Raw genomic sequence first — 13,480 nt, forward strand, 5'->3', positions numbered from 1 at the left:
CAGGACGCTGGCGCGTCATATCCGGCAGCTCCGGCAGTGTCGCTGACGTGTTTTTTCGGTGGCCGAGCGCACGAAAAGCCGTCAAACCCGATTGACTTCTGGCATAACGTATACCAGACTTCCCTCCGTTCACTATCAACAAACGGGAGGGTGCCATGAAAGTCGGAGACATCCTGCGCAACAAGACGGCGCGCGTGATCACGGTGCGAATGAACGAGACCGTCGGCGTCGCGGCGCAGCTGATGCGCGCCAGCAATGTCAGCGCCCTCGTCGTCAAGGACGTCGTCCGCACCGAAGGCAACACCGCGGCCGGCATGTTCACCGAACGCGATGTCGTACGCGCCATCGCCGAGCATGGCGCCGCCGGCGTCAACCTGAAGGTCTCGCAGTTGATCTCGCCGCAGCGGCTGATCTCCTGCAGCACCGAGGATACGCTCGAGCACGTGCGGCACCTGATGAACGTGCATCACATCCGCCACCTCCCCGTCATCGTCGACTTCGCGCTCGCCGGCGTCATCAGCATGCGCGACGTCTCCAGCGCCTTCGACGAAGCGGAAGCTCCGGTCGCCGCCTGACGCGTCCAGCCCGGTCAGCGGAACCGGTTCATGACTGAGAGAGTCTTGTCGGAGCAGCGCGCCGCCTGTTAGGCGGTGCGCAGAGAGGAGCGGCACAGTAAGGTCGCCGCTCATGCCGACCCGACAGGATCCTCGCGATGAAAGCCTATGTGTATGGCGCCCAGGGCGCCGCGATCACCGATATCGCCAAGCCCGCACCGAAGGGCACGCAGGTCCTGGTGCGCGTGCGCGCCTGCGGCCTCAATCGCGCCGACCTCGGCATGACAAAGGGGCATGTGCATGGCGTCGCCGGCGGCGTCGGCACGGTGCTCGGCATGGAATGGGCCGGCGAGGTCGCCGAGCTCGGTCCCGACGCCAGGGGCGTCAAGATCGGCGACAAGGTCATGGGCTCGGGCAGCGCGGCGTTCGCCGAATACACCCTTGCCGACCATGGCCGCCTGTTCCACGCGCCGTCGAACATGAACTTCGACGAGGCTGCCACGCTCCCGATCGCGCTGACCACGATGCACAACGCCGTCATCACCAACGGCGCTTTGCAGCCGGGCCAGCGCGTGCTGGTGCAGGGCGCGAGCTCCGGCGTCGGCCTGATGGCGATGCAGATCGCAAAGCTCAAGGGCGCCTCCCTGGTGGTGGGCTCCTCGACCGATGCGATGCGCCGCCAACGGCTCAACGAGTTCGGCGCCGATCTCGCCATCGACTCCAGCGATCCCGCCTGGGTCGATCAGGTGCTGCAGGCGACCAACGGCGAGGGCGTCGATCTGATCATCGACCAGGTGTCGGGCAAGGTCGCCAATCAGAACCTCGCCGCGACCAAGGTCCTCGGCCGCATCGTCAATGTCGGCCGGCTCGGCGGCACCCATGCCGACTTCAACTTCGACCTGCACGCGGCGCGCCGCATCACCTATGTCGGCGTCACCTTCCGCACCCGTTCGATCGAGGAGATCCGTACGATCTTCGACGAGGTGAAAAAGGACATCTGGAGTGCGGTCGAGCAGCGCACGCTGCGGCTGCCGATCGACCGCGTCTTCGCCTTCGACGACATTGGCGCGGCGTTCGCGCACATGGAGGCGAACAAGCATCTCGGCAAGATCGTGGTGACCTTGTGAACGCAAGCTTCTGAGATTTAGAAGCACTCGAAACAGCGCACGGTCCACGCCCATGGACCGCGCGATCCTGGCTTTCATGGTGCGGCCTCGGCTGCTACATCCGCCGCCATGAGAGACGCCGCCTCCCATATCGATTCCGGGAAAACCCGTGTCGCCGCGATCTCGATCGCGGCGAGCGCCAGCATGGCCGCGGCGAAGTTCATCGTCGGCATCCTGATCGGCAGTCTCGCGCTCGTCTCCGAGGCACTGCACAGCGCCGTCGACGTCGTCGCCACCGTGATCACCTGGATGGTGGTTCGGGTATCGGACCGGCCGGCCGACGACGAGCATCATTACGGCCACGGCAAGCTGGAGAGCCTATCGGCGCTCGGCGTCATCGCCCTGCTCTACGTGCTGGCCGGCGGCGTGCTGGTGGAATCCGTCAGCCGGCTGCGCGAGGCGGCGGCGCCGCCGTCGCTGTCGGCGATTCCGTTCGTGGTGCTGCTGGTCGACATCGCCGTCAACTTCTGGCGCGCCCGCGCGCTGCACCGCGCCGCGCACGAGACCCACAGCCAGGCGCTCGCCGCCGACGCGCTGCATTTCGCCTCCGACGTGCTCGGCTCGATCGCCGTCATCGCCGGCCTCGTCCTCACCGCGCTCGGGTTCTGGTGGGGGGATTCCGCCGCCGCGGTCGCGGTCGCCCTGATGATCTCCGTGCTCGGCCTGCGGCTGGCGCGCTCCACCGTAGAAACACTGCTCGACCGCGCGCCAGAGGGTGCGGCCGAGAAGGCGCGCGCCGCGATCCGTTCGATCAATGGCGTCGTCGATGTCGAGCGGCTACGGGTCCGGCTCGTCGGCGCGACGCATTTCGTCGACGCCACGGTGCAGGTGCCGCGCACCTACCCGATCGACCGCGTGCACGAGATCAAGCGCGATGCGCAGGCCGCGGTCGATGCCAGCCTGTCCGGCGCCGACGTCACCTTCACGACGGTGCCGGTCGCGCTCAGCAACGAGAGCGTCCGCGAGCGCATCATGGTGATCGCGCGCAATTCCGGCCTCGCGATCCATCACGTCACCGTCCATGACGTCGGTGGCCGCCTGATCGTCGCGATCGACCTCGAGGTCGACGGCGACATGAGCCTGTTCGGAGCGCATGCCATCGCGCACGAGCTGGAACGCAGCATCCGCGCCGAATTCGGCGCCGACGTCGAGGTCGACACCCATATCGAGCCGCTCGAGCCCGAGCTGCCATTCGGCGTCGATGCGCCAGCGCAGCGGATCGCCGAGATCGCCGAGGCCCTGCAGCGCCTCGCCGCCGAGACCGACATGTACGACGTACACAATGTCCGCGTCCGCAACACCGAGGCCGGCGAGATCGTCAACTTCCACTGCCGCGCCGCGCCGTCGATGAGCGTGCTGAAGGTGCACGACAATGTCGACCACATCGAGCGCGGGGTGCGTCGCGCCTTCCCGAGCGTCAAGCGCGTCATCAGTCACGCCGAGCCGCCGCACGGCTGAAGCATGAAAGTCATGCTGCGTTCCCGCTTCGGACTCACTCTGCCGGCCTTTCGCCATGGCAATTCCGCATTGGATAAGATTTATTAGCTTTTGCCAAATCGTTGACTCTCGACAGCCCGACAAATCTGGATTCAAATCAACTTGATTCGGAAGCGGCTGGGGCTCTTTCGAAATTCGGGTATCCAAGAAGTTTCGGGGGTCTTCAGCATGGCGCGTGCGCATGCCGCGAACGCGTGCGTCCAATCTTCTGATTCCATCAAAGGGTTGGCGCAATCGATCGCGAAACCGGCCTATCAAAGGCTACTGACTGCTGAGCCGGTATTGCGTCGTGCTGTCCCTACTTTGATCATCGCCTTTCTCGTCACCATCTGTCTCGGCGCCTTCGTCCAGGTGCTCGACCAGAGCCGTCAGAAGCGCGGCGCGACCAAGCGCGACCTGGCCGCGATCTCCGACCTGCTCGCCGACCGCATCGGTCATCTGGCGATGCGCCCGGACCGCATCGCCCACATCGAGCATCTGCAGAGCCTGCTGCCCGACCTGATCCCCGCCTGGGGAGCGGCGGCCGGACGCCACGTGATCGTCACCGGCGCCGACCACCGCATCCTGGCCCGGGTTCCGGTCGACGCAGCGCTCGGCGAGAACGACCGCATCCTCGATCTGATCTCGACCGCGCAGCTCTTGGCCACGCCCGGCCTGCAGGGCGCGGTCACCGAGATCACCTTGCCGAACGGCCGTCCGGCCTTCGCGGTGTCACAGTTGATCAAGGCGCTGCCCGGCCGCGTCGTCGTGATCCAGGAGAAGCTCGAGCCGATCTGGGGCTCGGACGCCGCGCTCTCCGTGACCTTGTCGGCGACGACGGGCTTCGTCGTGCTGATCCTGGGCTTCGCCTTCCACTGGCAGTCGACGCGCGCCCGCGAGGGCGACCTGATCAACGACGCGGTGCGTGGCCGCATCGACACCGCGCTCAACCGCGGCCGCTGCGGGCTGTGGGACTGGGACCTGTCGCGCGGGCGCATCTTCTGGTCGAACTCGATGTTCGCGATGCTCGGCCTCGAAAACCGCACCGACCTCCTCACCTTCGGCGAGGTCAACGCGCTGGTGAACTCGGACGACATCGACCTGTTCGCGATCGCCGACCAGCTCGTCGCCGGCGGCATCCACCAGATCGACCAGAGCTTCCGGATGCGCCACACCGAGGGCCACTGGATCTGGCTCCGGGTCCGTTGCGAGCTCAGCCAGGGCACCTCCGACTCCGGCCTGCACCTGATCGGCATCGCGGTCGACGTCACCGAGCAGAAGAGCCTGGTCGAGAAGACCGTCGAGGCAGACCTCCGCCTGCGGGACGCGATCGAGACGATCTCGGAAGCCTTCGTGCTGTGGGACGCCAACAACCGGCTCGTGCTGTGCAACTCGCATTTCCAGAAGCTGCACAAGCTGCCGGACTCCGCCGTGATCCCCGGCACCTCCTACGAGACCGTCATCGAGGTCGGCAAGATGCCGGAGATCCGCACCCGGCTGCACGACCACAGCCAGCAGGCGCCGGGCGGGCGCACCTTCGAGGCCCAGCTCGACGACGGCAGCTGGCTGCACATCTCCGAGCGCCGCACCAAGGACGGCGGCTACGTCTCGGTCGGCACCGACATCACCCGCATCAAGGAGCACGAGCAGAAGCTCGTCGACAACGACCTGCGCCTGCGCGCCACCGTGATCGACCTGCAGCGCTCGCAGAGCGCGCTGGAGCGCCAGGCGATCGAGCTCGCCGACCTCGCCGAGAAGTACTCGCAGGAAAAGACCCGCGCCGAGGAAGCCAACCAGACCAAGTCGAAATTCCTCGCCAACATGAGCCACGAGCTGCGCACGCCGCTCAACGCCATCATCGGCTTCTCCGAGATCATGGGCAGCGGCATGTTCGGCTCGCTCGGCTCAGAGAAGTATCAGGAGTACTGCCACGACATCCTGACCTCTGGTCAGTATCTGCTCGAAGTAATCAACGACATCCTCGACATGTCGAAGATCGAGGCCGGCCGCATGAAGCTCGACATGGAGCCGCTGGACCTCGCCAAGACGCTGGCCGAATCCCTGCGCGTCGTCTCCGGCCGCGCCCAGGACAAGAGCCTGGTGCTCGACGCCGACATCGGAGGCAGCATCCCCGTCGTCGCCGACCGCCGCGCCACCAAGCAGATCATGGTCAACCTGCTGTCCAACGCGGTGAAGTTCACTCCCGAAGGCGGCCGGGTCACGATGCGCAGCCGCGTGTTCGAGGACAAGGTCGTGCTCATCATCGCCGACACCGGCATCGGCATCCCCGCCCAGTCGCTGGCGCGGCTCGGCCGACCGTTCGAGCAGGTCGAGAGCCAGATGACCAAGACCTATCACGGCTCCGGCCTGGGGCTCGCGATCGCCCGCTCGCTGGCCCAGCTGCACGGCGGCTCGATGCGGCTGCGCTCGCGGCTGGAGTTCGGCACCGTGGTCCGCGTCACCCTGCCCCGCGACGCCCATAAGGCAACAGCGAGCATCTCCGTCGCGGCATGAGTTGCGTGCGTGGTGCCGTAGGGCGGGCAAAGGCGCGCCCGCGAGACGCGCGTTGAGCTGTGCTCTCTCGCGCGCCGTGCCCACCGATGTTCGCGACGCAGACGGTGGGCACGCGCCGCCCTGCGGGCGGCTCTTTGCCCACCCTACGCCAGCTACAAAAACGTCGTCGTGCACGGCTGCATCGACACAGACCGCTGTCGTCCCAGCAACCTCTCGCGGTACATGACGCCCAAGGTCTGCAATCAGCTGCCCTTTTCGCCGCGTGCGCTGACATCGGCCTCGCACTTAGTAAGCAACATTAGCAGAATGTGGTATTGACGCACCTGCGCATCGGCAACTAAGGCAATCGCTCCGAAATCTGGAGTGCCGAGCGTGATCATCGCCTTCATTGTCGCCGCCTTTGCCTATCGTTTTGCCATGCTCGCCGTCTCGATCCGCAACGAGAAGCGGCTGCGCGCCAACGGCGCGACCGAATACGGAGCATCGGTTTCGCGCTGGCTTGCGATCGCCCATGTCGCCTTCTACCTCGCCGCGACGACCGAGGGCCTTGTCCGCGACGCCCCGGTCGACGCCGTCAGCATCACGGGGTTCGTGATCTATCTGTTCGGTGCGGTGATGCTGTTCGTGGTGTCACGGCTGCTCGGCCGGTTTTGGACCGTCAAGCTGATGATCGCGCGGGACCATGCGCTGGTGACGCATCCGCTGTTCCGGATGGTCCGCCATCCCAACTACTTCCTCAACATCCTGCCCGAGCTGATCGGCTACGCCCTGACGCTGCACGCCTATGTCACGCTCGTGGTCGGCATGACCATCTATGCCGTGCCGCTCGTCTTGCGCATCCGGCAGGAGGAGAAAGTGATGCGGGAGAGGTTTGCGGGCTATTAGTCCTGCCACGCCACGATCACCCTCAATTCGGGGGGCGTCAACGGGAGGGCGCGAAGCGGCCTCGCTGACGATGGAAGCTGGAATCTCCATATGGTTCGGGACGGCGGATTCCGGGTTCAAGGCCTATAGGTCTTGCCCCGGAACGATGGTGGCTGTCTGACACATCGGTCGCAGAAAGCGCAATTTTGACCAAGTGCACTGCCACCGGCCTGTGCGAGTTCTCGGGTGAACATCGTCACGACGGAGGACGATCAGATGCTGAAGCGTATATGGCGCGGCTGGACCAGGGCAACGGATGCCGATGCCTATGAGGAGCTGCTGAGGTCGACAATCTTTCCGGCCATTGTGGATCAGGCAATCGAAGGATTTCTAGGCATCGAGCTGCTGCGCAGACCGCTGGAGGCCGAGGTCGAATTCGTGACGATCATGACCTTCGTCGATCAGGCGGCGGTGGTTCGCTTTGCGGGTCCAGCGCATGACACGGCGGTGGTGCCGCCCGCGGCGCGGAAGCTGCTCAGCCGCTATGACAGCCATGCCGCGCATTATGAGCTGAAGACCACGCGCCGCGCGCAAGGTCAGGGTTCCCCAACCGCATGAGAGCCCGAAGTCTGCCGATGACGCCAGCGAGGTCGGTGACGACGCCGACCGTCGCCACGGCAGCAACCTGATTGCCTCGTTGCGCTCGCAATGACGAGAGGAGACAATTTGCGCCATCATGGCGAGCGCAATCCAGGCCATTGTTCACCGCCGGTGGTGAGACACGGCGTCAGCGGCAACTCAGCTGCCGGACATGCGCCTCACGCCTGCAGGCTCGGTGCGACCTCGCGCGCGACCTGCACCAGGGCTGCGATCAGCGGCGTCATCGGGTCACGCTGCGGGATGACGAGGCCGATCTGGTAGTTGATCACGGGATCGATGATCGGGATCGAGCGCACCTTGTCGGCGAGGCCGAGCGTCTCGGCAAGCTTGGCCGGCATGACACTGGCCCAGCGGCCGGTCTTCACATGGGTGTAGAGCACGAGCAGCGAGTTCGAGGTGAGCGTTGGCGTGACGTCGTTACCGGCGGCGCGCAGCGCGCGGTCGATGATGCGGCGGTTCTGCATGTCCGGCGTCAGCAGGCACAGCGGCACCTGCCCGACCTCCTGCCAAGTCACCTGCTCGCGATCGCCGAACATCGCGTCGGGCGCGGTCAGCAGGCGGTAGCTTTCGTTGTAGAGCGGGATGGTGCGGACACGGCCGATCGGCTCGTTCTCGATGTAGGTCAGGCCGGCATCGACCTCGAGATTCTCCAAGAGGCCGAGCACGTCGGCCGACGTGCACGACATGATGCGGAACCGGACCTCCGGATGCTTGGCGCGGAACGGCGTCGTCAGCGAGGCCACCATGCCGAGCACGGTCGGCACCGCCGCGATGCGGATCTCGCCCGACAGCTTGTCCTTGAGGCCGTTGATCTCCTGGCGCATCGCCCGGAAGTCGCCGACGATCCGGCGCGCCCAATCCAGCGTTCGCTCGCCTTCGGGCGTGAACCCCTGGAACCGCGATCCCCGCTGCACCAGCATGACGCCGAGGATCTCCTCCAGCTGCTTGATGCTGGTCGACATGGTCGGCTGGGTGACACCGCACGCCTCCGCCGCCCGGCCAAAATGACGCTCCTTGGCCAACGCCAGCAGCAGTTCGAGCTTGTCGATCAAGAGGTCGGCCTTCCAGCGGTTGAACGGCCCGGTTCCGCACGTTTTCGGCGTTGCCAGCCATGGTGAAACCCTATCACGACGAGGGGGGCGCCGACATGGTAAAACACGCCGCAGCCCTGTCGCGCGAACGCCTGTTTTTCGTCAACTTCTAGCTATCTCTCGATTGCGTTTCGCTATCGCAGCACGGGACTGCTTTATTGATATCTCGAGCAATTCCAATTTGGATGTGCGAAACGCTTGCAACGCAGAATCGGGACCAGGATGACGCCGGTGTACGAAAGTTGGGACGCGGCGCGCGGCGCCGAGATCATCGCCGAACATAGCAGCATGGAGGGCGCAACCTTGCCCATCCTCCATGCGTTGCAGGAGACGTTCGGCTACGTGCCGGAGGATGCCATTCCGATGATCGCGTCCGCCCTGAACCTGTCGCGCGCCGAGGTTTACGGCGTGTTCACGTTCTACCATGATTTCCGCGCCAAGAAGGCCGGTCGTCACGTGCTGAAGCTGTGCCGCGCCGAAGCCTGCCAGGCCGCCGGCGGTGATGCGCTCGCGGCGCGCGCCGAGGCCAAGCTCGGCGTCGCCCTCGGCAACACCACGGCTGACGAGCGCGTCACGCTCGAGCCGATCTACTGTCTCGGCCTGTGCGCAACCGCGCCGTCGGCCATGCTCGATGGACGCCTGGTCGGCCGGCTCGACGAAGCCCGGATCGATGCTCTCGTCTCGGAGGCCCAGCGATGAGCGTGCGTCTTTTTGTCCCGTGTGATGCCGGCGCGCTCGCTGTCGGCGCCGATGAGGTCGCGCAGGCGCTGCACAAGGCGGCGCTGGAGCGCAATGTCGACATCGAAATCGTCCGCAACGGCTCGCGTGGGTTGTACTGGCTGGAGCCGCTGGTCGAACTGGAGACGGCGCAGGGCCGCTTCGGCTTCGGTCCGGTGACAGCCGACGACGTGCCGTCGCTGCTCGACGCCATCATCGCCGACAAGTCGCACAAGCTCTCGCTCGGCCTGACCGAGGAGATCCCGTGGCTGAAGCGGCAGACCCGCCTCACCTTCGCCCGCTGCGGCATCGTCGATCCGCTGTCACTCGAGGACTATCGCGCCCATGGCGGCTACAAGGGCCTGACGCGCGCGCTGACGCTGTCGCCGGATGCGGTCATTGCCGAGGTCACGACGTCGGGCCTGCGCGGCCGCGGCGGCGCCGGCTTCCCGACCGGCATCAAGTGGAAGACGGTGGCGCAGACGGCGGCCGACCGCAAATACGTCATCTGCAATGCCGACGAGGGCGACAGCGGCACCTTCGCCGACCGTATGCTGATGGAAGGCGATCCCTTCGTGCTGATCGAAGGCATGACCATCTGCGGCATCGCGGTGGGCGCCACCAAGGGCTACATCTACACGCGCTCCGAATATCCGCACGCGATCGCCACCATGACCAAGGCGATCGACATCGCCCGGAAGGCCGGCCTGCTCGGCGACAAGATCGCCGGCTCCAACCACACCTTTGATCTCGAGGTGCGCACCGGCGCCGGCGCCTATGTTTGCGGCGAAGAGACCGCGCTGATGGAAAGCCTCGAAGGCAAGCGCGGACTGGTTCGCGCCAAGCCGCCGCTGCCCGCCCATCATGGGCTGTTCGGCAAGCCGACCGTGGTCAACAACCTGCTATCGTTCGCCGCGATCCCCTTCATCCTCAATGAAGGCGCCAAGGCCTATGCCGATTTCGGCATGGGGCGCTCGCGCGGCACGATGCCGATCCAGATCGCCGGCAACGTCAAGTTCGGCGGGCTGTTCGAGACCGCGTTCGGCATCACGCTGGGCGAACTCGTCGACGACGTCGGCGGCGGCACCCTCACTGGCCGCCCTGTCCGCGCGGTGCAGGTCGGCGGGCCGCTCGGCGCCTACTTCCCGCGTGCGCTGTTCGACACGCCGTTCGACTACGAGGCGTTCGCGGCCAAGGACGGCCTGATCGGCCATGGCGGCATCGTCGTGTTCGACGACACCGTCGACATGTCGAAGCAGGCACGCTTCGCGATGGAGTTCTGCGCCATCGAATCCTGCGGCAAGTGCACGCCGTGCCGCATCGGCTCGACCCGCGGCGCCGAGACCATCGACAAGATCCGCCGCGGCGAGCGCGTCGCCGAGAATATCGCTCTGGTCGAGGACCTCTGCGGCACTATGAAGCTCGGCTCGCTGTGCGCACTTGGCGGCTTCACGCCCTACCCTGTGCTATCAGCGCTCAGGCACTTCCGCGAAGATTTCGGACCCCAGCAGCCGCGCCTGCAGGCCGCGGAATAGGCTATCGGGAAAGGACACCGACCATGTCGCTCATCCACGAAACCGATTACGGCACGCCCCGCTCCAAGTCCGAGACGATGGTCACGCTCACCATCGACGGTCAGAGCATCACCGTTCCCGAAGGCACCTCGATCATGCGCGCGGCCATGGAGGCCGGCACGCAGATCCCGAAGCTGTGCGCGACCGACATGGTCGATGCGTTCGGCTCCTGCCGCCTCTGCCTCGTCGAGGTCGAGGGCCGTGCCGGCACGCCGGCCTCCTGCACCACGCCGGTGGCCGCGGGCCTCGTCGTCCACACCCAGACCGAGCGGCTGAAGAAGCTGCGCAAGGGCGTGATGGAGCTCTACATCTCCGACCATCCGCTCGACTGTCTGACCTGCGCCGCGAATGGCGATTGCGAGCTGCAGGACATGGCCGGCGCGGTCGGCCTGCGCGACGTCCGCTACGGCAACCAGGGTGAGAACCACGTGTTCGCCGACGCCTGCGGCGAGGCCAATCCTGCCTGGCTGCCGAAGGACGAATCGAACCCCTATTTCACCTACGATCCCTCCAAGTGCATCGTCTGCTCGCGCTGCGTCCGCGCCTGCGAGGAGGTGCAAGGCACGTTCGCGCTGACCATCTCCGGCCGCGGCTTCGACAGCCGGGTGTCGCCGGGCATGAGCGAGAGCTTCCTCGGCTCGGAATGCGTGTCCTGCGGCGCCTGCGTGCAGGCCTGCCCGACCGCGACCCTGACCGAGAAGAGCGTGATCGAGATCGGCCAGCCCGAGCATTCCGCCGTCACCACCTGCGCCTATTGCGGCGTCGGCTGCACCTTCAAGGCCGAGATGCGCGGCGAAGAAGTCGTGCGCATGATGCCCTACAAGGACGGCAAGGCCAATCGCGGCCATTCCTGCGTCAAGGGCCGCTTCGCCTATGGCTACGCGACCCACAAGGAGCGCATCCTCAAGCCGATGATCCGCGAGACCATCGACCAGCCCTGGCGCGAGGTCTCCTACGACGAGGCCTTCAAGTTCGCAGCCGACAAACTGCGAGGCATCCAGGCAAAGCATGGCCGCGACTCGATCGGCGGCATCACCTCGTCCCGCTGCACCAACGAAGAGACCTATCTGGTGCAAAAGCTGATCCGCGCCGGCTTCGGCAACAACAATGTCGACACCTGCGCCCGCGTCTGCCACTCGCCGACCGGCTACGGCCTTGCCACCACCTTCGGCACCTCCGCCGGCACCCAGGACTTCGACTCGGTCGAGGACAGCGACGTCATCATGGTGATCGGCGCCAACCCGACCGACGCGCATCCGGTGTTCGGCTCGCGCATGAAGAAGCGGCTGCGCGAGGGCGCCAAGCTGATCGTCGTCGATCCGCGCAAGATCGACCTCGTGAAGTCAGCGCACATCAAGGCGGACTATCATCTGCCACTGCTGCCCGGCACCAACGTCGCCATCCTGACCGCGCTGGCGCATGTCATCGTCACCGAAGGCCTCGTCAACGAGACCTTCGTGCGCGAGCGCTGCGACTGGAGCGAGTTCCAGGACTGGGCCGAGTTCGTCGCGCTCGAGAAGAACAGCCCCGAGGCGATCGCCAGCATTTCCGGCGTGGACCCGGAAGCGATCCGCGGCGCGGCCCGGCTCTACGCCAAGGGCGGCAACGGCGCGATCTATTACGGCCTCGGCGTGACCGAGCACAGCCAGGGCTCGACCACGGTGATCGCGATCGCCAACCTCGCGATGGCGACCGGCAATATCGGCCGCCGCGGCGTCGGTGTGAACCCGCTGCGTGGCCAGAACAACGTGCAGGGCTCGTGCGACATGGGCTCGTTCCCGCACGAGCTGCCGGGCTACCGGCACATCTCGGGCGACGCCGTGCGCGACCAGTTCGAGGCGATGTGGAACGTCAAGCTCAACCCTGAGCCGGGCCTGCGCATCCCCAACATGTTCGACTCCGCGATCGAAGGCACCTTCATGGGCCTCTACGTGCAGGGCGAGGACATCCTGCAGTCGGATCCCAACACCACGCATGTGGTGCAGGCGCTGTCGTCGATGGAATGCGTCATCGTCCAGGACCTGTTCCTGAACGAGACCGCCAACTACGCCCACGTGTTCCTGCCCGGCTCGACCTTCCTGGAGAAGGACGGCACCTTCACCAACGCCGAGCGCCGCATCCAGCGCGTGCGCAAGGTGATGAGCCCGCGCAACGGCCTCGCCGATTGGGAGGTCACGATCGGTCTCGCCAAGGCGATGGGCTTCGAGATGAAGTACAACCATCCGTCCGAGATCATGGACGAGATCGCGGCGCTGACGCCGACCTTTGCCGGCGTTTCCTACCAGAAGCTCGAGGAAATGGGCTCGGTGCAGTGGCCCTGCAACGAGAAGTTCCCCGAGGGCTCGCCGATCATGCATGTCGACGGCTTCGTCCGCGGCAAGGGCAAGTTCGTGGTCACCGAGTATGTCGCGACCGACGAGCGCACCGGCCCGCGCTTCCCGCTGCTGCTGACCACCGGCCGCATTCTGTCGCAGTACAATGTCGGCGCTCAGACAAGGCGCACCGACAACGTGGTGTGGCATGGCGAGGACGTGCTGGAGATCCATCCGCACGACGCCGAGCAGCGCGGCATCCGCGACGGCGACTGGGTGCGGCTGACCAGCCGCGCCGGCGAGACCACGCTGCATGCGCTGATCTCCGAGCGCGTGGCGCCGGGGGTGGTCTACACCACCTTCCACCACCCGCTGACCCAGGCCAACGTCATCACGACAGACTATTCGGACTGGGCGACCAACTGTCCGGAGTACAAGGTCACGGCGGTGCAGGTGTCGCAGTCCAACGGACCGTCGGACTGGCAGAAGGCCTATGACGAGCAGGCCCGCAACTCGCGTCGCATCGCCCCGATCGTGGAGGCGGCGGAGTAG

General features: G+C 65.9%; 12 protein-coding genes. 9 read left to right on the plus strand and 3 right to left on the minus strand.

Annotated elements, in window-relative coordinates; all coding sequences use genetic code 11:
• Positions 1 to 155 precede the first annotated feature (155 nt).
• On the plus strand, positions 156 to 575 hold the full coding sequence (locus QX039_RS26685; RefSeq protein ID WP_172114347.1) for a CBS domain-containing protein: 420 nt from the start codon (positions 156 to 158) through the stop codon (positions 573 to 575).
• A gap of 137 nt (positions 576 to 712) precedes the next feature.
• Positions 713 to 1,681 (plus strand): zinc-binding dehydrogenase, encoded by a 969-nt coding sequence (locus QX039_RS26690; protein WP_315770443.1) that lies wholly within the window; start codon positions 713 to 715, stop codon positions 1,679 to 1,681.
• Positions 1,682 to 1,755: 74 nt separating this feature from the next.
• Here the strand turns inward: QX039_RS26690 and QX039_RS26695 are convergent, their stop codons facing one another.
• Complete coding sequence (locus QX039_RS26695; RefSeq protein ID WP_315739817.1) at positions 1,756 to 1,884, minus strand: hypothetical protein; 129 nt, start codon at positions 1,882 to 1,884, stop codon at positions 1,756 to 1,758.
• On the opposite strand from QX039_RS26695, the gene QX039_RS26700 reads away from it, so the two are divergent.
• Entirely contained in the window at positions 1,865 to 3,178 is a 1,314-nt protein-coding gene (locus QX039_RS26700; RefSeq protein ID WP_315739818.1) for a cation diffusion facilitator family transporter, read from the plus strand. The two genes, QX039_RS26695 and QX039_RS26700, sit on opposite strands and share 20 nt — an antisense overlap.
• Positions 3,179 to 3,385: 207 nt before the next feature.
• Entirely contained in the window at positions 3,386 to 5,710 is a 2,325-nt protein-coding gene (locus tag QX039_RS26705; RefSeq protein WP_315739819.1) for a PAS domain-containing sensor histidine kinase, read from the plus strand.
• A 242-nt stretch (positions 5,711 to 5,952) separates the two neighbouring features.
• Here the strand turns inward: QX039_RS26705 and QX039_RS26710 are convergent, their stop codons facing one another.
• Positions 5,953 to 6,099 (minus strand): hypothetical protein, encoded by a 147-nt coding sequence (locus QX039_RS26710; protein WP_315739820.1) that lies wholly within the window; start codon positions 6,097 to 6,099, stop codon positions 5,953 to 5,955.
• Here QX039_RS26710 and QX039_RS26715 point away from each other — a divergent pair.
• On the plus strand, positions 6,083 to 6,595 hold the full coding sequence (locus QX039_RS26715) for an isoprenylcysteine carboxyl methyltransferase family protein (protein WP_315739821.1): 513 nt from the start codon (positions 6,083 to 6,085) through the stop codon (positions 6,593 to 6,595). The two genes, QX039_RS26710 and QX039_RS26715, sit on opposite strands and share 17 nt — an antisense overlap.
• Positions 6,596 to 6,850: 255 nt before the next feature.
• Positions 6,851 to 7,192 (plus strand): antibiotic biosynthesis monooxygenase, encoded by a 342-nt coding sequence (locus QX039_RS26720; protein WP_315739930.1) that lies wholly within the window; start codon positions 6,851 to 6,853, stop codon positions 7,190 to 7,192.
• A gap of 200 nt (positions 7,193 to 7,392) precedes the next feature.
• On the opposite strand, the gene QX039_RS26725 is transcribed toward QX039_RS26720, so the two are convergent.
• Positions 7,393 to 8,286, minus strand: coding sequence for a LysR family transcriptional regulator (locus QX039_RS26725; protein WP_315739822.1), 894 nt, complete (start codon positions 8,284 to 8,286; stop codon positions 7,393 to 7,395).
• 261 nt (positions 8,287 to 8,547) lie between these two features.
• Here QX039_RS26725 and QX039_RS26730 point away from each other — a divergent pair, with 261 nt between their 5' ends.
• From QX039_RS26730 to fdhF, 3 genes are read left to right on the plus strand one after another with little or no spacing between them, the layout of a single operon-like run.
• Positions 8,548 to 9,024 (plus strand): formate dehydrogenase subunit gamma, encoded by a 477-nt coding sequence (locus QX039_RS26730; RefSeq protein WP_315739931.1) that lies wholly within the window; start codon positions 8,548 to 8,550, stop codon positions 9,022 to 9,024.
• On the plus strand, positions 9,021 to 10,577 hold the full coding sequence (locus QX039_RS26735) for an NADH-quinone oxidoreductase subunit NuoF (RefSeq protein ID WP_315739823.1): 1,557 nt from the start codon (positions 9,021 to 9,023) through the stop codon (positions 10,575 to 10,577). Before QX039_RS26730 ends, QX039_RS26735 begins: the two co-directional genes overlap by 4 nt.
• Before the next feature lie 23 nt (positions 10,578 to 10,600).
• Entirely contained in the window at positions 10,601 to 13,480 is a 2,880-nt protein-coding gene (fdhF, locus tag QX039_RS26740; RefSeq protein ID WP_315739824.1) for a formate dehydrogenase subunit alpha, read from the plus strand.

This window comes from Bradyrhizobium sp. SZCCHNR1043, from assembly GCF_032489675.1.
Taxonomy (GTDB): Bacteria; Pseudomonadota; Alphaproteobacteria; order Rhizobiales; family Xanthobacteraceae; genus Bradyrhizobium.